The sequence below is a fragment of the Wenzhouxiangella indolica genome (genome assembly GCF_042310355.1).
GTDB lineage: Bacteria > Pseudomonadota > Gammaproteobacteria > Xanthomonadales > Wenzhouxiangellaceae > Wenzhouxiangella.
Map to the genome: position 1 here is coordinate 73,965 of NZ_JBHJMR010000004.1, position 24,581 is coordinate 98,545.

At 63.2% G+C, this 24,581-nt stretch carries 25 protein-coding genes; 6 read left to right on the plus strand and 19 right to left on the minus strand.

Annotated features, from left to right (window positions below; all coding sequences use genetic code 11):
- Positions 1 to 11 precede the first annotated feature (11 nt).
- The 4 genes from ACDC67_RS06850 to ACDC67_RS06865 all read right to left on the minus strand — a co-directional run bounded on the left by ACDC67_RS06850 (position 12) and on the right by ACDC67_RS06865 (position 3,374).
- On the minus strand, positions 12 to 1,493 hold the full coding sequence (locus ACDC67_RS06850; protein ID WP_376691740.1) for a diguanylate cyclase domain-containing protein: 1,482 nt from the start codon (positions 1,491 to 1,493) through the stop codon (positions 12 to 14).
- Between the two features lie 229 nt (positions 1,494 to 1,722).
- Positions 1,723 to 1,923: a dodecin family protein gene (locus ACDC67_RS06855; RefSeq protein WP_376691741.1), complete on the minus strand. Its 201-nt coding sequence runs from the start codon at positions 1,921 to 1,923 to the stop codon at positions 1,723 to 1,725.
- 75 nt (positions 1,924 to 1,998) lie between these two features.
- On the minus strand, positions 1,999 to 2,664 hold the full coding sequence (locus tag ACDC67_RS06860) for a hypothetical protein (RefSeq protein WP_376691743.1): 666 nt from the start codon (positions 2,662 to 2,664) through the stop codon (positions 1,999 to 2,001).
- Positions 2,661 to 3,374: a class D sortase gene (locus ACDC67_RS06865; RefSeq protein WP_376691744.1), complete on the minus strand. Its 714-nt coding sequence runs from the start codon at positions 3,372 to 3,374 to the stop codon at positions 2,661 to 2,663. Before ACDC67_RS06865 ends, ACDC67_RS06860 begins: the two co-directional genes overlap by 4 nt.
- A 273-nt stretch (positions 3,375 to 3,647) precedes the next feature.
- Between ACDC67_RS06865 and ACDC67_RS06870 the strand changes: the two genes are divergently transcribed.
- On the plus strand, positions 3,648 to 4,061 hold the full coding sequence (locus tag ACDC67_RS06870; protein WP_376691745.1) for a hypothetical protein: 414 nt from the start codon (positions 3,648 to 3,650) through the stop codon (positions 4,059 to 4,061).
- A gap of 81 nt (positions 4,062 to 4,142) precedes the next feature.
- Here ACDC67_RS06870 and ACDC67_RS06875 read toward each other — a convergent pair whose 3' ends face one another.
- The 4 genes from ACDC67_RS06875 to ACDC67_RS06890 form a co-directional block, all read right to left on the minus strand.
- Entirely contained in the window at positions 4,143 to 6,452 is a 2,310-nt protein-coding gene (locus tag ACDC67_RS06875) for an NADP-dependent malic enzyme (protein ID WP_376691746.1), read from the minus strand.
- A 301-nt stretch (positions 6,453 to 6,753) separates the two neighbouring features.
- Positions 6,754 to 7,776 (minus strand): class I fructose-bisphosphate aldolase, encoded by a 1,023-nt coding sequence (locus ACDC67_RS06880; RefSeq protein ID WP_376691748.1) that lies wholly within the window; start codon positions 7,774 to 7,776, stop codon positions 6,754 to 6,756.
- A gap of 182 nt (positions 7,777 to 7,958) precedes the next feature.
- Positions 7,959 to 9,383: a pyruvate kinase gene (pyk, locus tag ACDC67_RS06885; protein WP_376691749.1), complete on the minus strand. Its 1,425-nt coding sequence runs from the start codon at positions 9,381 to 9,383 to the stop codon at positions 7,959 to 7,961.
- A 28-nt stretch (positions 9,384 to 9,411) separates the two neighbouring features.
- On the minus strand, positions 9,412 to 10,305 hold the full coding sequence (locus tag ACDC67_RS06890; RefSeq protein ID WP_376691751.1) for a GGDEF domain-containing protein: 894 nt from the start codon (positions 10,303 to 10,305) through the stop codon (positions 9,412 to 9,414).
- A 34-nt stretch (positions 10,306 to 10,339) separates the two neighbouring features.
- On the opposite strand from ACDC67_RS06890, the gene ACDC67_RS06895 reads away from it, so the two are divergent.
- On the plus strand, positions 10,340 to 10,603 hold the full coding sequence (locus tag ACDC67_RS06895) for a hypothetical protein (protein ID WP_376691753.1): 264 nt from the start codon (positions 10,340 to 10,342) through the stop codon (positions 10,601 to 10,603).
- Positions 10,604 to 10,738: 135 nt separating this feature from the next.
- A complete protein-coding gene (locus ACDC67_RS06900; protein ID WP_376691755.1) occupies positions 10,739 to 11,128 on the plus strand; it encodes a hypothetical protein in 390 nt (129 codons plus the stop codon).
- Between the two features lie 155 nt (positions 11,129 to 11,283).
- Here ACDC67_RS06900 and ACDC67_RS06905 read toward each other — a convergent pair whose 3' ends face one another.
- Positions 11,284 to 12,264: a class I SAM-dependent methyltransferase gene (locus ACDC67_RS06905; protein ID WP_376691756.1), complete on the minus strand. Its 981-nt coding sequence runs from the start codon at positions 12,262 to 12,264 to the stop codon at positions 11,284 to 11,286.
- Positions 12,265 to 12,435: 171 nt separating this feature from the next.
- Between ACDC67_RS06905 and yghU the strand changes: the two genes are divergently transcribed.
- On the plus strand, positions 12,436 to 13,311 hold the full coding sequence (gene yghU / locus ACDC67_RS06910) for a glutathione-dependent disulfide-bond oxidoreductase (protein WP_376691758.1): 876 nt from the start codon (positions 12,436 to 12,438) through the stop codon (positions 13,309 to 13,311).
- A 57-nt stretch (positions 13,312 to 13,368) separates the two neighbouring features.
- On the opposite strand, the gene ACDC67_RS06915 is transcribed toward yghU, so the two are convergent.
- The 5 genes from ACDC67_RS06915 to ACDC67_RS06935 all read right to left on the minus strand — a co-directional run bounded on the left by ACDC67_RS06915 (position 13,369) and on the right by ACDC67_RS06935 (position 15,751).
- On the minus strand, positions 13,369 to 13,620 hold the full coding sequence (locus ACDC67_RS06915) for a BrnA antitoxin family protein (RefSeq protein WP_376691759.1): 252 nt from the start codon (positions 13,618 to 13,620) through the stop codon (positions 13,369 to 13,371).
- On the minus strand, positions 13,613 to 13,879 hold the full coding sequence (locus ACDC67_RS06920) for a BrnT family toxin (protein ID WP_376691760.1): 267 nt from the start codon (positions 13,877 to 13,879) through the stop codon (positions 13,613 to 13,615). The genes ACDC67_RS06915 and ACDC67_RS06920 overlap by 8 nt, the downstream gene beginning before the upstream one ends.
- A gap of 197 nt (positions 13,880 to 14,076) precedes the next feature.
- A complete protein-coding gene (locus ACDC67_RS06925) occupies positions 14,077 to 14,682 on the minus strand; it encodes a DinB family protein (protein ID WP_376691761.1) in 606 nt (201 codons plus the stop codon).
- A 71-nt stretch (positions 14,683 to 14,753) separates the two neighbouring features.
- A complete protein-coding gene (locus tag ACDC67_RS06930; protein WP_376691763.1) occupies positions 14,754 to 15,182 on the minus strand; it encodes a hypothetical protein in 429 nt (142 codons plus the stop codon).
- A 32-nt stretch (positions 15,183 to 15,214) separates the two neighbouring features.
- Entirely contained in the window at positions 15,215 to 15,751 is a 537-nt protein-coding gene (locus tag ACDC67_RS06935) for a GNAT family N-acetyltransferase (RefSeq protein ID WP_376691764.1), read from the minus strand.
- A 657-nt stretch (positions 15,752 to 16,408) separates the two neighbouring features.
- On the opposite strand from ACDC67_RS06935, the gene ACDC67_RS06940 reads away from it, so the two are divergent.
- A complete protein-coding gene (locus ACDC67_RS06940) occupies positions 16,409 to 16,936 on the plus strand; it encodes a pseudouridine synthase (protein ID WP_376691766.1) in 528 nt (175 codons plus the stop codon).
- A 35-nt stretch (positions 16,937 to 16,971) separates the two neighbouring features.
- On the opposite strand, the gene ACDC67_RS06945 is transcribed toward ACDC67_RS06940, so the two are convergent.
- The 4 genes from ACDC67_RS06945 to ACDC67_RS06960 form a co-directional block, all read right to left on the minus strand.
- Positions 16,972 to 17,943, minus strand: coding sequence for a patatin-like phospholipase family protein (locus tag ACDC67_RS06945; RefSeq protein ID WP_376691767.1), 972 nt, complete (start codon positions 17,941 to 17,943; stop codon positions 16,972 to 16,974).
- 3 nt (positions 17,944 to 17,946) lie between these two features.
- Positions 17,947 to 20,004 (minus strand): prolyl oligopeptidase family serine peptidase, encoded by a 2,058-nt coding sequence (locus ACDC67_RS06950; RefSeq protein ID WP_376691769.1) that lies wholly within the window; start codon positions 20,002 to 20,004, stop codon positions 17,947 to 17,949.
- Positions 20,005 to 20,103: 99 nt separating this feature from the next.
- On the minus strand, positions 20,104 to 20,850 hold the full coding sequence (locus ACDC67_RS06955) for a nuclease-related domain-containing protein (RefSeq protein ID WP_376691770.1): 747 nt from the start codon (positions 20,848 to 20,850) through the stop codon (positions 20,104 to 20,106).
- A 54-nt stretch (positions 20,851 to 20,904) separates the two neighbouring features.
- Complete coding sequence (locus ACDC67_RS06960; RefSeq protein WP_376691772.1) at positions 20,905 to 22,500, minus strand: cation:proton antiporter domain-containing protein; 1,596 nt, start codon at positions 22,498 to 22,500, stop codon at positions 20,905 to 20,907.
- Between the two features lie 218 nt (positions 22,501 to 22,718).
- Here ACDC67_RS06960 and mgtE point away from each other — a divergent pair, with 218 nt between their 5' ends.
- Entirely contained in the window at positions 22,719 to 24,098 is a 1,380-nt protein-coding gene (gene mgtE, locus ACDC67_RS06965) for a magnesium transporter (RefSeq protein WP_376691774.1), read from the plus strand.
- Between the two features lie 77 nt (positions 24,099 to 24,175).
- On the opposite strand, the gene ACDC67_RS06970 is transcribed toward mgtE, so the two are convergent.
- Positions 24,176 to 24,511 (minus strand): YegP family protein, encoded by a 336-nt coding sequence (locus ACDC67_RS06970; RefSeq protein WP_376691775.1) that lies wholly within the window; start codon positions 24,509 to 24,511, stop codon positions 24,176 to 24,178.
- Positions 24,512 to 24,581 lie beyond the last annotated feature (70 nt).

Here is a 24,581-nt window from a genome sequence, read left to right on the forward strand (position 1 = left end):
GTAGCTGAACGCTAACCCTTGCTGGAGGCCTTTCTGAAGGGCGCCCCAGCAGCCGGTCGCTCCATGCCAAGCCGATAGAAGCAATACTGCTGGCCAGCATCGAGCTTGGCCTGATACATCGCGGAATCGGCCCGGTGGATCAGCTCTTCCAGGTCGGAGCCGTCTTCGGGATAGACGCTGATCCCGATACTCAATTTGAGATCGAAAGCCTGCCCCTCGCTATGGCGGAGCCTCGCCACTGCATGCTGCATCTTGACTGCAATCTTGCCGGCGTCCTCGACCTGCCCGATCTCACCCAGCAGGACGACAAATTCGTCTCCACCATGCCGGCACACCAGATCGGTGCTTCTAACGCAAGCCACCAGCTTGCTCGAGAGATCCCTCAATAGACGGTCACCTACTTCATGCCCGAGGCTATCGTTGATCTGCTTGAAATGGTCGACATCGATGAACAGCAGCCCGACCCGCTTCCCATGGCGCTTGGCAAGCGTAGTGGCCTGCGTAAAGTGTTCAGAGAATGCGACTCGGTTGGGCAGGCCGGTCAGCGCATCATGGCGCGCCAGGTAAGCCATTCTTGTCGTATTCTCCCGAGAAAGCATGCGGTCCCGAAAAACAAGGACCGCACCGGTCAGCCGCCCCGATTCGTCGAGGATCGGAGCAGCGGAGTCCTCGATAGCCAGTTCGCTTCCATCCGGACGCAACAGCAGGCTGTTTGCCGGCATCTGTACGATCTCGAGGCTTTCCATTGCCCGCTCGGCCAGGTTACTGATGGGGCTGCGGCTGTCGGAGTCGATCACACTGAAGACTCGGCTAAGGGGTTGGCCTGCGGCGACATCCCGAGACCAACCGGTAAGATGCTCCGCAACGGTGTTCAGATAGGTTACCCGGCCGCAAGAATCCGTACTGATGACTGCATCACCAATGCACTCCAGAGTCACGCGAGCTCGCTCCCGCTCTCTGTACAGGATTTCCAGGGCATTCTGCCCGGCCTTCTCGGCTGCCTTGGCTCCACTGATATCTTCAACGGTATGGATATGATCACCGTAAGTCTTGCAGGAACGAAGGCGGGCGATACTGTGTCGCGTCCAAACAGGCCGCCCGGAACTGGTGGTCAAACGAACTTCAAACGTCGGAGATCGACCGTCGGCAACGCCTTTCTGCCACCGCGCCGAGGCGGCTGGTCGGTCGAGCGGATCGATCGCCAGCCACCAGGCGGTGCCGAGCAGCTCGGATGCTGAAGCGCCGAACAGCTTCTGCGCAGCTGGATTGCTATAGGTGATCTCACCCATGCGATTGGTGATCAGAATGCCTAGCGGCAGCGCTTCGAGCAAAGCAATCCCGGAGTCGGCATACAACGCGCTCGAGCCCACAACCTCTCGATTCTCGACAGATGGCCAACACAGGCTTCCGCCTTCGCTTTCCCACTCTCCCAGCGCTTCAGAGCCCAACGTTGAAGGCTGATGCTCATGGCGGCCAGGCTTGTAGTCAAGCATGCAGTCTCTCCAGCAGCATCGAATGGAGCCTAGCGCCTGATGTTGCAGTCATTCAGTTCGGTAGCGCACATAAGGACATCTAACGTGACAGAGCAGGCGCCGTCAGGGATGGACTCCAGGACTGTCGCTGGAGTGATTCTGGTTTTTCTCTGGTTCAGATATTCGCAGAGAGGCCCGGCTCACTCCAAGGATGAGCGGCCTCGATGGGGTAGACGCGAGCATGCGCCCACTAATCGATCACAAAACTGACGCGCATGATGACCCGGTAACTTGTGATCTTGCCGCCGTCTATACTCAGCTTCTGCTCGGCGATCCAGGCGCCTCTCACGTTCTTGACGGTTCGTTCTGCGCGCTTTATACCGGTCTCGATGGCGTCCTGGAAGCTGGTGGTGGAATCACTTGAAATCTCGATGATCTTGGCAACTGTCATGGGGTGCTCCTGTCATACAAAAAGACCGGACGATCGGCTTGCAACCGCCCGGCGAGTTAATTCCGTGCCCGGGATTCAGGCATTCGACTTCTTGAGGCGGCGACGCGTGGTCAGCCCAATGCCGCCCAGCAGCGAGAACATTCCGCCCAGGGCGATAATCGGCAACGGACCAGCGGTTGCCGGCAGTGTTTCCGGCCGATTTCTGTTGTTGTCGGTCCGCGCTTCGGCCATGCGAGTAGGCTGGCGTTCCTCCACGGGCTCGATGATTCGAACCTGTTCGGTGTCGGGCGCGCCCGGCTCCATGGTGAAGGCGTACAGATCATCCGGAACGTAGAAGTTCAGGGTCTGTCCAGTCTTCAGTTGGGAGAACCGGTAGGGACGACCATCGAGCATCACACGCTGATCCTTGCCCGGCATCAGACGAACATTGCCGAGTGATCGGCCGCGGTCATTCGTGAAATTCGAGGTGATCGCCCCATCACGATGAAGCTCCTGGAACTCGGCTTCGAACCGGGCCCATTTCTGCCCGTCGACGATGATTGCTTCCTGACAAGCGTCGACGACCCAAGGGTAGTCACGCAGCAGGTTGCTGTGCCACTCCACCTCGTCGCAGCTTGCGCGATCGACGTCGGGCCCCGGCATATTGGGTGAGAGTTCCTGGGCCTGGGTGTTGCCAGACCATGCCAGACCCAGCAGCAGGGCTGCCGACGTCATGGCGAGTACGTTCAAGTGGGTGCTCATGGTGTTTCTCCTGATTGTCGTGCGGTGGGAACGGCATCCTCGATGGATGACTTCCCGGATGGTTCAACGGCTGTCGCCTGCACGATGTAGCGTTGCGGGGCGTTTCCGATGAAATAGAAGGGGTAGCAGGTGACCAGGGTGATCGTGGACACAGCAGTGTCGTCGAGAACGGAGACATCCTCCGGGTCGACGATGGCAATCCTGGACACGCGAAACTCGCCACGGCCGGAGAGGCTTTCCAGCTCCATGCTGTCGCCGACCTGGATATCCTTGAGCGGCCGAAAATACTGGTCGCGATGGGCGGCAATCGCCATATTGCCGCCGGTGTTGGGCGCGGCCGTACCGCCGACCCAGCCGGCGCCGCGACTCAGATTGAGCTCGGTAAGGTCGGGATAGACGGGCACTTCGATGCCCAGCTTGGCAATGCGCAGCACGGCAACGGGCAGGGAGTCGCCCTCGGAGTCGCTTTCGGGAAGGGTTGTGCGCCCGGTTTCGTGATTCGTGGGGGACGCTGGGCTCTGACCGGGCAGCGGGAGATCTTCCAGCGCATGACTGCCCGTTGCCGCGGCGCGCGCCTGGGTAAACATCTCGATGCCCTGCTTGCGCTCGCTCTCGAGTCCGGCGGTCGCCAAAAAATAGGTCGTAAGCAGCGCGATACCCAGGATCCACAATCCCAGCTCCACCATCATGCGTCCAGCGCCCCGGCTCATGGTCGTGCGGCCGTACGGGAGTCTTGATGGACGGGAGATGGTCGGGGCGGAACACTTCATCGCGGGGCGCTTCCTTGCTATTCGCTACAGACGCCCATCCTGGTGCCGCAACCAGCGACTGTCTGTTCGGCAGCGCACCCGGGAGCGACTGGACGACCCTTCAAAGACGCCCCGCCCAAGCCCTCTTGACAGAAAATGAAAGGCGTTGATAGCTTTTTTGCCGTGGTCTGTGACCGCGTTTGTTGGCGATTGAATCGCAAAATGGAGGACGCCATGAAACGTAGAACGACAGTAGTGTCTCTTGGCTGGCTGGTGTCAGCGCTGCTGATCGCCCAACCCGCCTTTGCCGACCGACCGGAAAAGCCGGAGGACGTCGACAAACTGGCAGTGCAGGAACTGGTTTCCAGCAACGGGGCCGTCACACTCGAGATCATCGGCGCGGATCGCGGCGCGATGTTCCTGGTCCACCATCGGCCGAGCGGCAAGAACAGCGTGTTCAGCCATAGCGATCTGGGCGAAAACGCGGCCGAGTTCTGGGAGTCCGACGCGAGCACGCTAGACAACGACGCCTCGTTGGTCTACATCGGCAGCGACCCTGCCGGCAACGCGTACTACGCCATCATGGTCAACGGTGATCAGGAAGGCGTCTTGGTCGTCAGCCCCGAAGGCGAGGTGGAAATCCACTGACGCCACCGACCGATCGACGACGCTCGGGACCGGCCTGATCGGCCGGCCCCACTTGATCTCACGCGGCCGCCTCCACCATTCTCAACCGAAAAGTTCGCCGCTGGCCTTCGTGCGCCGTTCGTACTGCTGTGCATCGACCACGGCGATTGCCGTCATGTTGACCACGCGACGCACCGTGGCCGAAGGGGTGAGCACATGCGCCGGGCGGCCGATACCCATCAGCATCGGCCCGATGGTCACGCCCTTGCCGATCACGCGCGCCATCGAAAACGCGATGTGCGCGGCGTCCTGGTTGGGCATGATCAGCAGGTTGGCCTCACCGTTCAGGCGCGAATTGGGAAAGATGCGCTCGCGGATGGCCGGCATCAGTGCGGCGTCAGCGCGCATCTCGCCCTCGACCTCCAGGTCGGGTGCCTGCTCGCGCAGCATGTTGAAGACCTGGCGCATTTTCGAAGCCGAGGGATTGACGTGGCTGCCGAAGTTCGAGTGCGAGCACAGGGCCACGCGCGGGGTGATGCCAAACATGCGCAGGCGCTCGGCCGACATCAGGGTCAGTTCGACGAGTTGTTCAGCGCTGGGATCGGGATTGACGTGGGTATCGCAGACGAACCAGACGCCGTTCTCGTTGGTCATGGCCGACAGCGCGCCGAGCGTGCTGCTGTCGTCGCGCGTGCCGAACACCTCGGAGATGTACTGCAGCTTCTTCTGGTAGCGACCCACAACGCCGCAGATCATCGCGTCGGCTTCGTTGCGGTGCACCATCACCGCCGCGATCACGGCCGTACGAGTACGCACCAGCGCCTTGGCCGAATCGGGCGTGACGCCACGCCGCTGGGTGATCTCGTGGAAGGTCTGCCAGTATTCCTTGAAGCGCGGGTCGGATTCCGGGTTGACCAACTCGAAATCCTTGCCCGGCCGGATGCGAAGCCCGGCGCGCTCGATTCGCATGTCGACCACTTTGGGACGGCCGATCAGGATCGGTTTCGCCAGGCCGTCGTCGACCACGCTCTGCACCGCCCGCAAGACCGTTTCTTCCTCGCCCTCGGCGAAGACCACGCGCCTGGGATCCTTGCGCGCGGCGTCGAAGACCGGCTTCATCAGCAAGCCGGTGCGGAAGACGTGCTGGTAGAGCTTTTCGGTATAGGCGTCGAGATCCTCGATCGGTCGCGCGGCTACTCCCGTATCCATCGCCGCCTTCGCCACGGCCGGCGCGAGGTGCACGAGCAAGCGGGGGTCGAAGGGCTGGGGAATCAGGTAGTCGGGGCCGAACTTCGGCGCCTGGCCGCCGTAGGCCTGGGCGGCCACATCGGAAGCCTCCATCTGCGCCAGCTCGGCGATGGCGTGCACGCAGGCCATCTTCATTTCGTCGTTGATCGCCGTCGCCCCGACATCCAGCGCGCCGCGGAAGATGTAGGGGAAGCACAGGACGTTGTTGACCTGGTTGGGAAAGTCCGAGCGACCGGTGGCGATCAGCGCATCGGGACGGGCCTCGCGCGCCAGGTCGGGCATGATCTCCGGCACGGGGTTGGCCAGGGCCAGGATGATGGGCCGGTCGGCCATCTTCTTGACCATTTCGGGCTCGAGCACGCCCGGCGCCGAAACACCCAGAAAGACGTCGGCCCCCTCGATCACCTCGCCCATCTCGCGGGCATCGGTCTCGACCGCGTAGGTCGCCTTGCGGTCGTCCATGTAGGATTCGCGGCCAGCGTAGATCACGCCTTCGCGATCGCACACGGTGATGTTCTCGCGCTTGACGCCCATGGTGACCAGCAGGTCCAGGCAGGCCATGCCGGCCGCCCCCGCGCCGGAGGCCACCAGGCGGATATCCTCCATCTTCTTTTCGATCAGCTGTAGGCCGTTGACCAGGGCGGCGGCGGCAATAATCGCCGTGCCGTGCTGATCGTCGTGGAAGACCGGGATATTCATGCGCTCCTTGAGCGCTTCCTCGACCTTGAAGCACTCCGGCGCCTTGATATCTTCCAGGTTGATGCCGCCGAAGGTCGGTTCCAGGCTAGCGATGATGTCGATGAGCTTGTCGGGATCACGCTCGTCGATTTCGATGTCGAACACGTCGATATCGGCAAACTTCTTGAACAGCACGCCCTTGCCTTCCATCACCGGCTTGGACGCCGCGGCCCCGATATCACCCAGGCCCAGCACGGCGGTGCCGTTGGAGATCACCGCCACCAGGTTGCCGCGCGCGGTGTAGTCGAGCGCCTTGAGCGGGTCCTTCGCAATCTCTTCCGAAGCCGCCGCCACCCCCGGCGAGTAGGCCAGCGCCAGGTCCTTGGCCGTGGTCAGCGCCTTGGTCGGCACGATCTTGATCTTGCCCGGCGGAAACTGTCGGTGATAGTCGAGGGCTTCTTCGCGGAATTTGTCTTGGTCGGTCATGGGTGGGGCGTTCGGTTGCGGTTTGCTTTCCCGGGGATACCGGGCCTCGATCTGGCGTCTGAGGTTCGGGACTCGGGACTCGGGACTCGGGACTCGCTTAAGAGCCGGGACTCGGGGCTCGGGACTCGGGACTCGGAAAATCCCCAGGAGCCCCAACGAAGGGGCAATGCCACACCGATCGAAGCCAATGCGCTTGGAATCTCAACGGCACTATCAGTAGCGAGTCCCCAGTCCCGAGTCCCGAGTCCCGATACACCCAAGTGCAGAATCATGCGACGAACTTCAAGATCCACTGTAGCGACTACGACTCCTCACCGTCGCTCCACTCCCCCATCGCCGCCAGGCCGTTCATTTTCGCGCGGTGGGCGAGGATCTTCTGGGCTTTTTCGCGGTTGCCCTTGGGGTCGGCCGCCCAGGTCTTGAGGCACTCGGCCTGCAGGGCGCGGCCGTAGGAGAACGACAGGGGCCAGGGCAGATTGCCCATCTTGTTCATGATATCGAGGTGCTCGGTCGCTTCGACGTCGCCCTGCCCGCCGGACAGGAAGACCACGCCGGCGGTGGCGGCCGGAACGGCGTTGAGCAGGCAATCGATGGTGGCCTCGGCCACTTCATCGGGGCTGGCGCGGTCGCTTGCGTCGGAGCCGGAAATCACCATCGACGCCTTCAGCACCGTGCCCTCAAGCAGAACATTCTGTTCGTAGAGCTGTGTGAACAGGGCCTTGAGCGTGGCCTCGGTGACGTCGTAGGAGGTATCCAGGTCGTGGTTGCCGTCCATCAGCACTTCCGGCTCGACGATCGGCACGATACCGGCTTCCTGGCAAAGCGCGGCGTAGCGGGCCAGGGCGTGGGCGTTGGCGTCCAGGCAGGCGCGCGAGGGCGTGTCGTCGCTGATGGTGATGACCGCGCGCCACTTGGCGAACTTCGCGCCCAGTTCGGCGTACTCGGCCAGGCGCTCGCGCAGGCCGTCGAGGCCCTCGGTGATCTTCTCGCCCTCGAAACCGGCCATATTCTTGGCGCCGCGGTCGACCTTGATGCCCGGCAGGATGCCGGCGTCTTCCATCAGCTTGACCATGGACGTGCCGTCCGGGGCCTTCTGGCGGATGGTTTCGTCGAACAGGATCGCCCCGGAAATGTGCTCGCCCAGGCCGGGCGTGGACAGCATCATCGAGCGGTAGTCGCGGCGGTTGTCCTCGGTGGACTCCACGCCAACGGCCGACAGGCGCTTCTTGATGGTGCCGGTGGATTCGTCGATGGCCAGGATGCCCTTGCCGTGGGCGACCATCGCCTGTGCGGTTTCAACGAGCTGTTCGAGTTTGTCAGTCATGATCTTGAGACCCCTGCTACGCGGTTGGCGGGTGAATGAGAGTAGTCCGCTATTGTAGCCACCCACGAGGCCGACTTCATCCGCAAAAAAGGAGGAACCACCGAAAACACCGAAATTCACCGAAAGAGCATTTCCCTCCTTCTTTCTCGGTGTCTTCGGTGTATTCGGTGGTTACCCGGTTTTCATTCCACGGTCAGGATCTTCATCGTGTTGGTGCCGCCCATGACGCCTTGTTCGTCGCCGAGGGTCATCAGGACGCGGTCGCCGGTTTCGACCAGGCCGGCGCGCTTGACCTGTTCGATGGCCGAGCGGGCCAGCTTGGGCGTGGGCATGTCCTGGGGTACGAACAGCAGCGGGCGCACGTGCTGGAACAGGCGCATTTTTCTGAGGCTGAAGCGGTTGGGAGAGAGCGCGATGATGGGCACCGGCGATCTAACGCGGCTGAGCCACTGGGCGGTCGAGCCCGACTCGGTCAGGGCGATGATGGCCTTCACCGGCAGGTTGTGGACGGTCACCATGGTGGCCATCGCCACGGCCTGGTCGATGCGCTCGGCCTGGACATTGAGCCGGCCCATGGGCAGATGCGTGTCGACGTGGCGCTCAGCGCCCTTGCAGATGCGGCGCATGGCCTCGATGACCTTCACCGGGTGGCGGCCCACGGCCGTCTCGGCCGAGAGCATCACCGCGTCGGTGCCGTCGATCACCGCATTCGCCACGTCCAGCACCTCCGCGCGCGTGGGAATCGGGGATTCGACCATCGACTGCATCATCTGCGTGGCCGTGATCACCGGCCGGTTGGCCGCCAGCGAGGCCGAAATGATGCGCTTTTGCAGCCCGGGCAGCTCGGCGTCGCCGATTTCCACGCCCAGGTCGCCGCGGGCGACCAGCACGGCGTCCGAGGCCTCGATGATCGCCTCGAGATTCTCGATCGCCTCGGCGCGCTCGATCTTGCTGACCAGTCCGGCGTGGCCGCCGGCGGCTTCCATCAGCTCGCGGGCGCGCTGCATGTCCTCGGGCCCGCGCGGGAAGGACACGGCCAGGTAGTCGACCTGCCACTCGGCGGCGCGCTCGATATCGCGCGCATCGGCCTCGGAAATCCCGGGCACGGAAAGCCCGCCGCCGCGCAGGTTGAGCCCCTTGCGGTCCGACAGGGCGCCCGCGGTCAGAACGGTGCAGTGAATGGTGTCGCCGTCGATGGTTTCGACGCGCATCGCCATCAGGCCGTCGTCGAGCAGCAACTCTGAGCCGGGCTTCACGTCGTCGACCAGCCCGAGGTAGGCCACGCCGACGCCCCGCTCGTCGCCGGCCGGCGGATTCTCCCGGGCGTAGAGCGCGAATTCTTGCCCCGCCTTCAGCGCCACGGCACCTTCGCGGAAGCGGTCGATGCGGATCTTCGGGCCAGCCAGGTCGGCGAGTACAGCCACATCGGTGTCGAGTTCGCGGGCGGCCGCGCGCACCATCTTGATGCGCCGGGCGTGGGTCTCGGCATCGCCGTGCGAGAAGTTGATCCGGACCACGTCGCAGCCGGCCGTGATCAGGCGTTCGAGCACGTCGGGCTCGTCGGTCGCGGGTCCGAGCGTGGCAACGATCTTGGTTCTTCGAGTCATGGGTCGGAGTTTATCAGTGGCGGAAGCCTCATGACTCCTCGGGCTTGTGCCGATAGAGCGCGGCGTCGGCCCGCTCGAGAATGGCGTCCAGATCGCCCCCGTCCACTTCGGCCACGCCAAAGCTGAACGAGAGCATGACGGGCTGGTCGTCGAAAAACTCGATGGGGCGCGCCTGCAGGTCCCGATGGACACGGTCCATGCGCTCGACGATCTCCGAACGGGAACAATCACTCATGACCACCAGAAACTCGTCCCCGCCGATGCGGGCCAGCCAGTCGCTGGGCCGAAGATGCCTGGCGACTTTCTCACCAAAGGCCCGCAGCAGGCGGTCACCGGCCGGGTGCCCGAAGCGATCATTGATCCCCTTGAATCCATCCAGGTCGATGATCGCCAGATGGACCTGGAAACCGCGGCCGAGATCGCGCTCGACCAGGCTGTTGAGTTGCTCGCGGGCAGCACGCCGGTTCAACGCGCCGGTGAGTTCGTCGGTATTGGCGGCCTCCCGCAGCGCCACGATCATGGCGTTGAGGCGCTCGGTCGTCTGCTGGACGGTGGCCATCAGCGAGCCGACCTCGTCGCGGTAGTGAGTCGGCAGATCCGGCACGCTCGAACTCGTCCGGAAATCCTCGAGCGCTCGCGCAGTCAGCGTGATGGGCCCCAGCAGCGATCGCAGGAGCAACAGGGAGCCGATGAACCCGGCCAGGGTAGCCAGCAGGGCGACCAGGAGCACATCGAAATGCGTCCCCAGCGCATCCGAGCCGACCAGGAAGTAGACCAGCAGCGCGAGCAGCGGCACGTGCGTGCCGACGAAAGCGATCAGAAAGATCTTGTTGACGAAGCGGTTGCCCAGCGGCAGCCGGGCCAGGCGGTCATACAGCCACAGCGTCCGGCGGTCGGCGACTCCCTCGCGCGAATCTCGCATTCCTGTCTCCCTGCGGCGCCGGCGCCTGCGGCCAGTGGCCCCGTGTGCGAATCGATGGCTGCGATTATCGACCCGGGACCAGCGCACGGCAAGCGGCGGCGCCAGGGCGCCACGGGGTGGGCGGCTGGCCCGGTGTGCCGGCCTGTGGCAGTATCGACCCCACCGACAACCATCAGGAGTCTCCCGTGCGACGAATCACGGCCAGGTCAACGACAACGGCAACTTCAGCCCCGCCACCATTCCGATGGGAACGAGTCGCGACGAGCTGTTCTCCGACCGCTTCGGCACCGCGATCTGAAGGCCGAACGGACTGCTGATTCGGAGCGATTGGCGATCGGCTTGGCCCCTCGACCCTGAATCGCCGGCTCAAGAGATCTCTTTGAACATGCCCCCATTCGCAAGTCAGAGTCCATCACGGTATCGGCGGGCACCGATGAAAGCCTGGGCACTGGCGCTGTTCGTTCAGCTACTGATCCTCGCACTAGGCTTTGGACTGAAGGGTCCGGCCTTTACCGCGGTCAGCGTTCTGAATGCTCCGGTCGTCAATCTCATACTCTGGACCTGCCTGATCACGCTGGCCGGGCTCGCGATCAGCGCTGCGACGCGCCCCGTTCATCGATGGCTGACAGCAGTTTTGCTGGTAGCGGCCGTTTGCTGGTTTCCAATTTCATTGCTCGTTTTCGGCAACGCCCGCTTCTCCGGCACGTCGGATTTCCTGTGGCAGGCCTGGCTGATCGGAACCGGGCTGCTCCTCGTGGGCAGTCTGCTGTCGCTTTCCGCCAGCGCAATTGCAGCCATGGCCAAGGCTCATTCCAGGAAGTAGGCCACCGAGTGGGCGAAGCCCCCGGCGCTTCGAGCATCGGGAAATGCCCGCAGCCCTCGAACCGGCCGCGTTTCCAACGGTCCCGCGTGACCGGCTCGAATCCCTCGGCCGCGCCGGTCGTTCGACCGTTTTGGCCGAGCGCTCGGCGAAAACGCTCACTCTTCCGGCTTGCGAAACTTCAGCGTCATCCGGTGCGACTCGCCGATGGCCTCGTACTGCGCCCTAAGCGCCTCCGCGTCCTCGGCGTCGTCAGGCACGCGCAGCGACGGCGGCAGGCGCCAGACGACTTCATCCGTGCCCGGGCGATCGTTGGGGTTGGCGTTGATGTCGCTCTCGTCGACCAGCTCGAAACCGGCCGCCTCGGCCCGTTCGACCACGAACGACTTCTTGAGGTAACCGGCGTTGCCGTCGGCCCAGTCGTCGGGCATGTCTTCGCGTGCCTCGTGCTGCACCACGCCGAAGGTGCCGCCGGGCTCGAGCACCGTGAAGGCATCGGCCAGGGCCTGGTCGAGATAGTCGTCAACTCCGTCATTCTGGAAACGCGCCAGGTTGTGGAGCAGGCGAACGTAGACCACGGCGTCGGCCGTTCCGGCCATTTCTTGCGGCAGAGCACCGAAGTAGAACGTCGACACCGGCGCGCAGTCATCGTCGCACCACGCCTGCGCTTCCTCTGGGAACGTCTCGGGCCACTGGCGCATCCGCTCCACGAACGCTTCGGTGCCGAAGCGGAAATGCGGCCACATATCCATCGCGTAGTTGGCGCCGATCAGCTCCCCTTCCGATCCCAGATAGGGCAGCAGGATCTTCGTGTACCAACCGCCGCCGGGCAGCCCTTCGACCACGGTCATGCCCGGCTCGATACCGAAGAACGCCAGCGTCTCGCGCGGGTGGCGCTCGTCGTAGCGTGCCCGGACGTCCTCGGGCTGCGCTTCGAGGATCGCTTCCAGCCGCCCTTCCCCGGACGATGCGCTGTCGGATGCCGTGGCCGAGTCCGACGGGCGATCGACTTCGACTTCGGCTTCGGTGGCGGTGGCCGCCTGGTCGGCGGCATCGGCCATCGGGTCCGATGAATCATCGGAAGCGGGGCGGCAGCCGAGCACGACGAGTGCGAGCAACAGGGGCAAGAGGTACTTCATGATCGATTCTCCACGCGGGAAAGTCTTCATTATCAACACGCAGGCCCGCGACGGCAATGCGCCCCGGCCACCGCCCCGCTACGCAGAACTACGTATACAACGGGTGTTGATGACGACGCTCACTGCTCTCACATTAGTATGGACAGTCAAATCGCCAAGGAGCACGCCCAGATGAGCCAGTCCGAATACGTCCCGCCAAGGGTCTGGAAGTGGGAACCCGACGACAACGGCGGCCGGTTTGCCAGTATCAACCGCCCCGAAGCCGGCCCCACCCATGAAAAAGAGCTGCCGGTCGGAAAGCACCCCCACCAGCTCTACTCCCTGGCCACGCCCAACGGTGTAAAGGCATCCATCCTGTTCGAGGAACTGCTCGAGAAGGGCTACTCGGACGCGGAATACGACGCCTGGCTGGTCCGCATCGGCGAGGGTGATCAGTTCGGCTCCGGCTTCGTCGAGATCAACCCCAACTCCAAGATCCCGGCCATGGCCGACCACAGCGTCGATCCGCCGCGACGCGTGTTCGAATCGGGCGCCATCCTGCTCTACCTGGCCGAAAAGTTCGGCGAGTTCATTCCCGAAGACGCCGGCGGCCGCACCGAAACCCTCAACTGGCTGTTCTGGCAGATGGGCTCCGCGCCCTTCCTCGGCGGCGGCTTCGGCCACTTCTACAACTATGCCCCGGTCAAGATCAAGTACGCCATCGACCGCTACACCATGGAGGTCAAGCGCCAGCTCGACGTGCTCGACCGCGAGCTGGCCGACAAGGAATACATTGCCGGCAACGACTACACCATCGCCGACATGGCCATCTGGCCCTGGTACGGTTGCCTGGCCCTAGACCGCGTCTACGAAGCGGCCGAGTTCCTGCAGACCTACGAGTACGAGAACGTGATGCGATGGGCCAGGGCCATCGACGAGCGCCCGGCCGTCAAGCGCGGGAGGATGGTCAACTCGGTGTTCGGCAAGCCGGAGAACCAGCTGCGGGAGCGGCATAATGCCAGCGACTTCGAGCATCGGACTTGGGACAAGATCGGAAAGGAGGAGTAGATACCCCCTCGATAGCGAAAGTCATCTTGCGACAACGAACGATCACAAGCTGACCGCTCAGTCCGCATGCTGCAACTCCTGCCGGAGAATTTCCCTGAGCTTGCCAGCAGTCAACGGTACGTTTTCATCATCGAGGGTTGCCCGCAACGCCTCATTGATTGCGGTTTGATATCCAATGCCTCTGGATTCGGCCCGAGCCCGGAAAGCTTCGATAATGTCATCGTCCAGCATGATGGTGATGCGAGTCTTCCGGGGAGACTCGATGGCAGGGCCTCGTTTGCCCTTACTGAATTCATATTCCTTACGCATGGTAGGTCTTTGCCTCATTTCGGCTGGCTTTACGTGCGGAGATGATTCGGACGCGATCGTCCCGCGGTGTGTGGACTACAACCAGAATTCGACCCAGGGAATCAGCGCCAAGAGTGACAAATCGGGGCTCGATTTCCGAGTCAGGATCCTCGATGGTGATACCAAGGGGATCTCTCAGGGCCTGTTCAGCATGAGCAAAGCTGACCCGGTGCTTGCGAAGATTCGATGCAGCCTTCTTTGGATCGAACTCAATCTCCATGCGGGCAGTATGCATATATAATGCATATACGTCAATCCCAGCTATTCATTCTCGAAGACGCCGACGGCCGCACCCAAACCCTCAATTGGTTGTTCTGGCAGATTGGCGCGTCACCCGTCCCGGGCAGCGGCTTCGGCCACGGGCCAAGGCCGTCCGCCGGCCCAGCGGCCAATCCACCCGGCTAGCTTAGCGGGCCGCTACTTCACGTAGGCGAAATAGTCGGTCACGCCCGGGTCGAGGCCGAGTTGGGACAACAGGGTTGTCACCTGCCCCCGGTGGTGAGTCTGATGATTGAACATATGTGCAGCCGCCACCCAGACGGGATGCTCGCGCAGCTGGCCATTGGAATTGCTGTAACGCATGGTCTGCGCGAGCAACTCGTCGGTCAACTCTTCCACCCAGGCCGAAATAACCCCGTCCGTAGCCTTCCGCTCATGCCGTAACTCGTCGAAGTCGGAACAGACTTCCTGCGAAAGTGACGAGAATTCGTAAACCAGCTTCGCGTCGCCCAATGCGGAAATATCCGGAATCGCTTCGGCGAAACGCCCAAGCCAGATCCTGTCGGCCAGCAAAATGTGATTCAGGGTTCCGTGGATCGAGCCAAAAAATGCGCCCATGTCTCGCTTGCGCTGGCCATCATCAAGCTCGGCAGCCTTGCTGAACAGTGCCAAATTGAACTCGCGGTTGTACCTGGCGAAACCACGCATCTGATCCTGATGTGCTCCCATAAAACCTCCTTGCCAGAAACATACAACGGTTTGCCCTAGAACGATTGGGCTAACCGGAGCCGCCAGAAACAGCATCCGGCTTCTCAGACTAAAACGCGCTCCGCGCAGAGTTTTTCAGAGATCTCTCAATTAGATTCGCGATCCCTTTAGTGGCGAAGCTCTTCAATATACTCATGCGAGAGGCGTACTGGCCCACTAATTGAACAAAGGGGAATTGAATACTGATGATCACGGGTGCGTACTGAAACAACAAGATATCGCTCCTGGCGAGGGATATTGCGGCCGCAGAGACCACCGGTATTGTTAGTGACCGTCACAAAGGGTATTCGACCGGCTTTCGGCCCCTTCCACGATTCAAGGACTGACCACGTAACGGTTTGAAGCTGAGTTTCATAGTGGCCGAGATCAACAGTTGACTGTTGTATTGACATCGGATACCCAATATAGACAGCATCGTAGCGTTCAAGGGCGCGTTCCACCTGGGCATCAATCGGGCCCGTTTGCTCAATGCAGCTACAAGCTTTCGCGTCCATGGAGAACGCAAGGATTATCAAAAGCAGCAGAATGGATTTCATCGCCAATATAACGCCGAGTGCCAGACGCGCTGTCAAGCGTCGCGTGTACGCTCTTGTTGGCCATCCGCCTTTAATCCTTCGTGGAAAGTGACTGCGCCTTGGGGAATATCCCCGTCGAAGGACATTGCGAGGAAGACTTCCGGAGGGACTCCCTCGTGGACAAGTCCTGGAACGTTATCGAATCCGAACTTCTTGTAGTACTCCGGATGTCCTACAAGGCAACAGCCACGAGCATGCATCTCCCCAAGTCGCGCCAATCCTGCGCGGATCAGGGCCTTGCCAACGCCCTGACGTTGATATTCCGGCGACACCGAAACAGGTCCAAGTCCATACCAGTCCGCTGTGCCGTCGGAAACAGTCGCTGGCGAGAACGCAATGTGCCCAATTACTCGACCATCCATCTCTGCAACCAGAGATACCGTGAGGGCCTTTCCGGCGCGTAGCGCCTCGACTATAAACTGCTCCGTGTGGTTGCTGATTTCCAGCGTATTGAAGGCAGCGATAGTAACTCCGCTTATTGCGCTGACATCGGAGCTTGTTTCATTCCTGATAGTGACATCAGGTTTCATGGAGCACATTCCTTTGGCTAACGTTTAGCCAAGCGGCGCGCGTGAGCGCGGCCGGTGGAGAGCCGACAGGCCCGGAACGTACTTGAGCGACTTGTTAAGTGCCTTTGCTTTCACCAGCCCCTTCATCGCTCGACTGGATTTCCAATTTCTGCTCTTCCGCCTTCCACTTTTTGTAGGTGTACCCTGCCTGCATCAGTAGAACCAAAACGAATATCCCAAATAGGCCCTCTCTGGGCACTCCGATAAAGGAAGAATCAGGAGGCAAGAAAAACGGGAAAAGAATTATTGGTGACGTCCAGAGGGTCCGGACGAATTTGCGTCTATAGGACAATTTCCAGTAGAAAAGCTCGAATCCGTAATCAGTTCCATTCTTCATACTTGCGGCACTTCACTAGCAACTAGGTTTGAAAAGTAGTTCTTAGTGACTAAGGCGGCAGAATGGCCCTTTGATACGCACGCATTGGGCCCACGTTGATATAACCAACTGATTTCTGGGTCAAGTGCGGTTGTCGCGATGATGATCATGCTGCAATTTCACCCCATAGCACGCTTCCATTGCCCTTCCCTGAGATCGATATTGCCTGTCCGGGCCGGGCGATTCAAGTGACCTGGGGGTAGTGGGCTGCGCGCTGCCTCGACAGCGGCTATCCTTTTCGGATGCTGATCGCTTTCAACAAACCCTTCGGCGTCCTCTGCCAGTTCTCCGGTGAGGGACCGACGCTGGCCGACTACGTGGACGTGCCCGGCGTGTATCCGGCCGGGCGGCTGGACAAGGATTCGGAGGGGCTGCTGCTTTTGACCGATGACGGCAAGCTGCAGGCGCGGATTGCTTCGCCGAAGTTCAAGTTGCCGAAGACGTATCGGGTGCTGGTGGAGCGGGAGCCGGACGAGGCGACGTTGGACAAGCTTCGCCAGGGCGTGGCGCTGAAAGACGGACTCACGCGGCCGGCTGAGGTTCGACCTATTGGGGAGCCCGAGGGCTTGTGGCCGCGGGATCCGCCGGTTCGGTATCGGAAGAACGTGGTGGACGTGTGGCTGGAGATCGTGCTGAGGGAGGGACGGAACCGGCAGGTTCGGCGGATGACGGCGGCGGTGGGGCATCCGACTTTACGCTTGATTCGCTGGTCGATTGGGGCGTGGTCGGTTCAGGGCCTGGCGCCGGGAGAGTGGCGGCGCGTTGAGTGATTGGGATTGATGCGTTGCGCTGCGCTCCACGCATCCTACGAACCTGTCGCGAGGTCCGGGGCTTTCGACTGCTGCCCTGAACAGCGCTCGGCGGTGAACTGGTTCAGCCGTTCGGACAGCTCGCGGGCGGCCGGTTGGGCGCGCTTGAGGATTTCGTCGACGCGGTCGAAATGCAGCATGCGGATGCCGTCGAGTTCCGGCTTGATGTAGATGTCGGCCGGGTGTTCGCGCAGGCGGGCGCGGAGGATGGACTGCTGCATGATCTCGAAGCTGCTGAACAGCAGGTCGCTGATGTTGGGTGGCTCTCCCTCCGTGCGATTGCGCGAACCTGTGACGTCGATCGCCACGACGATGTCGTGGTCGGCCACCACGTCGACCGGCAGGGGATTGGAAGCACCGCCGTCGATGAGCAGGTCCTCACCCTTGCGCACCGGGGCGAACACGCCGGGCACGGCCATGCTGGCGCGCATGACCGGCAGCAACTCACCGGCGTCGAACACCCGGGGCTCGCCCGACCAGAAATCGGTGGCCACGATCGACATCGGCCGTTCCAGGTCGTCGAAGGACCGCGCCTCCATGCGCTCGCCGACGAAGTCGACGAAGCGGTTGGAATCGAGCAGGCTGCCGTTGCCCAGGTCGATTTCGATCAGGTCGCGCAGGCTCGGCGCCCCGCCGCCGCCGAACAGGCCGGCGAAAGGACTGAGCGCGGAGTCGCCGAACTCTCGAAACAGCGCTTCCATGTCGTTGACTGACATGCCGGCGGCGTGCAGGGTGCCGATGATGGCGCCGATGCTCGAACCGGCGACTGCGCGGGGCCGAATGCCGTGGTCTTCGAACACGCGCAGCATGGCGATATGGGCCAGGCCGGCCGCCCCGCCGGAACCCAGCACCAGCGCCACGTCGGGCTCGGCGCAGGTTTCGTCCTGCGCCGAGCCAGGTTGGGCGACCAGGGCGAGAACCAGGCCGACGGCGACGAGCCAGCGCTGCGATCGCTTCGAGACGTTCACCGTCTACTCCCCATCGGCGTCGTAGCGCTCGAACCAGGCCAGGATGTTGTCGATCTTGGCGATCAGCCTCGACGGCCGGCTGGCGATGCCGTGCGAGGTGCCGGGCAGGCGCACCATCACGGTTTCGACCCGGGCGAGCTTGAGCGCCTGGTAGTACTGCTCGGTCTCGGACATGGGCGTGCGGAAATCTTCCTCGCCGGTGATCAGCAGCGTGGGCGTGGTGACGTTGCCGACCAGCGACAGCGGCGAGCGCTTCCAGTAATGCTCGAATTCCTCCCACGGCAGGCCGGGGAACTGGTGCGCGATCTGGCCCGGGTAGTAGTCGCCGGTGAGCGTCTTCGAGATCCAGTTGATGACCGGCTTGGCCACGGCGGCGGCTTTGAAGCGATCCGTCAGGCCAATGGCGTAGGCGGCCGCGATGCCGCCGGCCGAACCGCCGGTGACGAACAGCCGCTCCGGGTCGATGAAGCCCTTGTCGATCATCGCGTCCACGCCGGACATGTGATCGCCGAAGTCCTCTTCCGACGAGTATTTGTATTCCAGCAGCATGCCGAAATCGCGACCGTAGCCGGAGGAGCCGCGGTGGTTGTCATAGAAAACGACGTAGCCCTCGGCGGCCATGCGCTGCATCTCGGCGGAAAAGTGCGGGCCGTAGGCCAGGTGCGGGCCGCCGTGGATTTCCAGAACCAGCGGGTATTGCTTGTCGGGGTCGAAGTCCGGCGGCGTCAGGTACCAGCCCTGGATTTCCGTGCCGTCGACCGAAGACTCGTAGACGATCTCGTGCACCTCGCCGAGCTGACGCTGATCGAGCAGGTTGCGATTGAGGTCGGTCAGCTGCCGGGCCTCGCCGCGCCTCGGCCTGACCCACACATCGGCCGGCGTCTTTTCGGTGCCGAGGGTGTAGGCAATGGTGCCGTCTTCAGCCACGGCGTAGTCGCCGCTGCTGTACGGCCGGCCAACGGTCGTGCCGTTGATGCCGTCGACGACCGTTTCGATCTCGCCGTCGAGGCCGATTCGCCCGACCCTGCGCCAGCCTCGGTCGGTGTAGTGGAAATAGATCGAATCGCCGTTGTCGGACCAGTTGGGGCCTTCGATGGACCGGTCGAGGTCCTCGCCCAGCACCCGGAGGTTCTCGCCGTCGGCGTCGATCAGGCCCAGGCTGCTGATGGTGTACTGCCGGCCCTGGTGGTCGTCGCGCTCGAAGGCGATGGTCTGCCCGTCGGGCGAGACGGCCGGCGAAGCCTCGGTGCCCGGCAGGTCGGTGAGCTGCTCCAGAGCGCCGTCGCCCACGGCGACCCGGAAAAGATCGCGCTCGGTCAGCTCGTACTGCCAGTCCTCCGAACGGTTCGATGTAAACACGATGCCGGACCCGTCGGGCATCCAGGCCAGCGGCCCGTCGTGATTGAAGTTGCCGGCGGTCAGCTGGCGCGCCGCGCCGCCGTCGGCCGGCACGACGAAGACGTGATCGAAGCCCGGGTCGAGATAGCCGCGGCCGTCAAAACGATAGACGACGCTGTCGATCACCACCGGCGGCTGAGCCCAGTCGGCGCCTTCAGGCTTTTCGGGCGGTTTCGCCAGCGAGGGCTTTTCGGCCGGCACGTGCATGGTGAAGGCGATCGACTCGCCGTCCGGCGACCAGGCGATCGACGAGGGCGACTCGCGCAACTGCGTGATCATGGCCGTGCGGCCCGAGTCCATCCAGCGAATGAACAGCTGTGTGGTGCCCGCTTCGTCCTCGGCCACGTAGGCCAGGCGATCGCCCGAGGGCGAGAAGCGCGGCGAGGAGTAACTCGCCCGGCCCGACATCAGCGGCTGGTGATTGTCGCCGTCGCTGTCGACGATCCAGAGGTTGGAGCGCACGCAATCGCACATGACGTCGTGAATGGATCGCGCGTAGACCACGCGCTCACCGTCGGGCGAGATCCTCACCTCACTGGCGTACTGCAGGTCGAAAAGGTCGGCCGACTGCAAGCGCCCGCCGGAGGCGTCCGCCAGCACCGGCGCGACGAGCAGCCCGGACGAGACGACCAGGTACAGGAAAAAGCCCAGAACTCCACGCATCGAATGATCTCCACAGGTCTCGATCGAGTCGGCAGTCTAACCGAGGCGCACGCAACCGGGCCGGGCCCGGCAGCCGGGCCAGGGGCCGGAAAATCAGGTTCAGCGGAGTTCGGACAACTGGCGGGTCAAGGCGCCGTCGAGCGCATGGGCCGACGCATTCTGCAGGTAGCCGTTCACCTGATCGCGCACCAGCACGGGTATCTCGGCCGCCTCGGCGTCGGAGATGGCCACTTCCGGGTGCGCCATGACGATCAGCGCCCGGGCGCGCGCTTCGATGCCGTGCTGGAGTAACCAGCGCTCCAGCGCCTGAACCTGTGCCTGTGTCTGGTAGACCGGGTTGGCAATGGCATTCCAGTTCGGACGGCTGCCGCAGCCGGCGCGGCGGGCGATCGGCCAGTGCTTCTCGCCGGGCCGAACCTTGATGTGCCCGGGCGTGTTCTTGACCTCGATGACCCAAAGTCCGGTGGGCCCGGCGACGATGAAGTCGAGCTCGCGCTGGCCGTTGGTCAGGGTTTCGTCGGGCAAGCGGACCCGGTTGAGGATCAGGTAGTCGTCGGGCAGGCGTTCGAGCCGCCCGAGCACGGCCGCCTCGCCCTCGACGCCGGCCAGGTGGCCGGGATCGACCGAGGTCGAACCGGGCAAGGCCAGGAAGAACACGATCAGGGCAGCCACGCCGGCCAGCAACACGGCCAGGGGCGCGCTCCAGCTCGCCGCCAGGGCAATCACCAGCACGCTGACCGGCAAGGCGATCGCCAGCCTCAACCGCCGCGCCCGACGCTGCGCCCGCGATTCCTCGCGGTGGCGCTCCAGCGGCGGGTAGCTCCTTACCAGTCCTGTATCGGCCATGGCGTCAGGATATCGAAACGAAGCATCGAACGCCGCCGCGAACCCGGGCGGCCCTCACGATGAGTCGCGTTTATCACCGCCGCTCGCGCGATGCTCGGCCAGGCCCAGTTCGTCCAGCACGTGACCGGCCATGCTCTTGCCGGCCTCGTGCATCGTCAGGTAGGTGCGGTCGGCGCCGGCGGCCTTGATCAGGTCGACGTGATCGGAATACAGCGCGTGCGTGATGATAGGCCCCTCGAAGCCGCGCTGACGCAGCTTGCGCGTGGCGATGAGCTTGGCCTCGATATCGTCCATGGCCAGCACGACGACGGCCAGGGATTCGATATTCACCATGCGCCAGAAATCGGTGTCCTCGGCGTCGGCCAGAATGACCTCGCGCACGCTCTTGGCGTGGCCGGCCACCCGGTAAGGATCGGAGTCCAGGCCGACCAGGTTCCGAACGTGCGGGCTCAGCGCGTCATAGGCAGCCGTGCCGGTGCGGCCCATGCCAAAGACCAGGGCCCGGACGCGGCCGAGATCCGGCGGGATCTCGTCGGGATGGGCCGAACGGGTCTCCAGGCGACACAGCGTGCCTTCGAAGCGCTCGAAAAGCCGGTGCGCCAGATGGTTCAGGGGCGCGGCAATGGTGAACGACAGCGCCACGGTCAACGCCAGCGGCACCAGCCACTCATCCATCGCCGGCACCCCGGCGGCCACGATCAGGCCGAACTCGCTGTAGGCGGTCAGCGCCAGGGCGCCCAGGAAAGCATTGCGGGCCCGCAGGCGGAACATCGCCAGCACGAAAAAGAACAGCACGCCCTTGAGCGGCAGCGCGAGCGACAGCACCAGGGCGAACAGCCAGTCCTGGGTCGTCGGCAGTCCGGACATGCCGATCTGCAGGAAGAACCCAACCAGGAACAGCTCCTTGAGACTCCACAACGAGTCCGACAACTCCTTCGCCCGCCGGTGAGAGGAGAGGAGTACGCCCATGAGCAAGGCACCCACTTCCGAACTCAGGCCGACCGCCTCGAAGCCCATGCCGCCGATCACCAGCGCCAGCAGCATACCCATGAGCACGAGCAGCTCATCCCGCCCGGTGATGTCGAGCAACCAGTGCAGCACCGGCCGCAGCAGCGGCAGGGCCAGAATCCACAGCGCCCAGACCGACGGCGCCTGGCCGCCCCAGATGCTGAGCACACCCAGCGCCAGCACGTCCTGGATAATCAGGATGCCAATGGCGACCCGGCCGTGAAATGCGGCCAGCTCGCGCTTGCTCTCCAGGATCTTGGCCGCCAGCACGGTACTCGAGAATGCCAGCGCAATCCCGATCAACAGGGCGATCTCGCGCTCGAGATCGACCAGGAAATAAAGCGCGGTGGTGAAGATCACGACGGTGATCGCGAAGTGCAGCAGCGCACCGCCGAGCACGTGCGGCTGGGCGAGCTGGCGCAGCTTGAGCTTCAGGCCGACGGTAAAGAGCAACAGCAGCACGCCGAGGTGGGCGACATGCTGCAGCACCTCCCCGGTGTAGTCGGGCAGCAGGCCGAACCGCTGCCCGAGGAAATTGAGGCCGAACCCGGCAGCGAGAAACCCCACCAGCGGCGGCAGGCCGACCTGGCGCACGGCCAGGCCGAGGAAAAAGGCGAGGCCGATACACAGCACTTCGAACATGAACGAATTCCCGGCGAGTCCCAGGGAGAGTTTAGTGGCTTGGCCGAGCAGTGCAAGCTTGGCGCCGGCGACGAACCCGGGCTACGAAATCGCCGGCAATCCGCTTCCTCGACTCGTGCCGTCGACGCCAAACTGCAATAATCGCCAATCGCAGCTCACTAGACGGGTTGGTACGAGAAAACCCGGTCGCAACAGGATGCATCCCGAGGAGAAGCCCCGTGCAGCAAGAGACACCGCCTGAAAAGGAAGAAATCACGGACGGATTGGAGCAGCAGCATATCCAGTCGGTGATCGAGGCTGTCGAAGCACAGGACGCCGACCAGCTCAACCAGCTGCTCGAGCCCCTGCACGCCGCTGACGTCGCCGACCTGATCGAGCAGATCAGCCAGCCCGAGCGCATGGCCCTGGTCGAGCTGTGGGGCGATGACATCAGCGGCGAGGTGCTCTCCGAGCTGGATGAGTCGGTACGCGAGCCGCTCCTCGATGCTCTGCCGGCTGAAATCGTGGCCGAAGCCATCCGCGACCTGGATTCCGACGATGTCGTCGACCTGGTCGAGGACCTGGAGGAAGAACAGCAGTCACGGCTGCTCGAAGCCCTGGAGATCCGCGACCGCATTGGGGTCGAGGGCGCGCTGTCCTACCCGGAGTACTCGGCCGGGCGCCTGATGCAGCGCGAGATCGTCGCCGTGCCGGAAGACTGGAGCGTGGGCCAGGCGATCGATTACATCCGCAACGACGAAAGCCTGCCGGATCAGTTCTATCACGTCATCCTGGTCTCACCGGCCATGAAACCGGCCGGCTACGTCACCCTGGGCCGCCTGCTGTCCTCGCGCCGCCAGGTACCGCTGGCGGAAATTACCGAACCGAGCTTTCGCACCATCGGCGTTACCGACCAATCGTCGGATGTCGCCTACCTGTTCAACCACTACCACCTGATTTCCGCCCCGGTCGTCGACGAGAACAACCGGCTGGTCGGCATGATCACCATCGACGACGCCATGGCAGCCCTCGATGAAGAGCACGAAGAAGACATGCTGCGCATGGCCGGCGTGGACGAGGACTCCAGCCTGGCCGACACGGTGTGGACAACCACGCGCGGGCGCGCCGTCTGGTTGATGGTCAACCTGGTGACGGCCATTTTCGCCTCGCTGGTGATCAACCTGTATGCCGACACGATCGATCAGATGGTGGCCCTGGCCGTGCTGATGCCCATCGTCGCCTCCATGGGCGGCAATGCCGGAACCCAGACCATGACCGTGGCCGTGCGCGCCATTGCCACGCGCGAGCTGACGCGGCGCAATGCCATGCGCGTGAGCTGGCGCGAGATCAAGGTCGGCGCCATCAACGGCCTGGGATTCGGACTCGTGATGGCGCTGGTCGCCGCGTTCTGGTTCGGCGTGCCCATGCTCGGCGTGGTCATTGCCCTTGCGATGGCCATGACGCTGGTTGCCGCCGCCCTGGGCGGCATCGTCATCCCCATCATGCTCGAGCGCTTCAACATCGACCCCGCCCTCGCTTCGGGGCCTTTCGTCACCACGGTGACCGATGTAATCGGCTTCTTCGCCTTTCTCGGACTGGCAAGCGTGATCCTGCTCTGACAGAACCGATGGATGGCCGGGGTCAGCGCCTGGCTTGCCGGCCGATCAATGGGTAACCAGGTGGTTCGCGCTGGACGTCAGTCGGTCTGATCGTCAACAGGCGAATCGGGTGCGTTCTTTGCCACGCTCTCGATACCGTTGCGGCAGCCCGACTCGGAGTCGTAGCTCTGGCTCACGCCGATAACCTGGCCATTGGAAGCCTTGAGCACGAAGGACCACTTGCCTGAAGCCGACTGCTTGCTCTCGAACCGCGCTTCGATCTGCGAGTTCTTGCGCACCGACTCGATGCCGTTCGTGCAGCTGGGTTTCCTGGCGTAGCCTTCACTGCCCAGGATGTTCTGTCCATTGCTCGCCTTGAGGCGAAAACGGAACTCGCCGGCCTTGTCCTTGTAGATCTCGAATTTTCCCGCCATGATGATCTCCCGTCGTCAGCAGCTTCGGCCGGCCCGATGCCGCCCGTCTGCTTATTATGCGCTCGCCGTA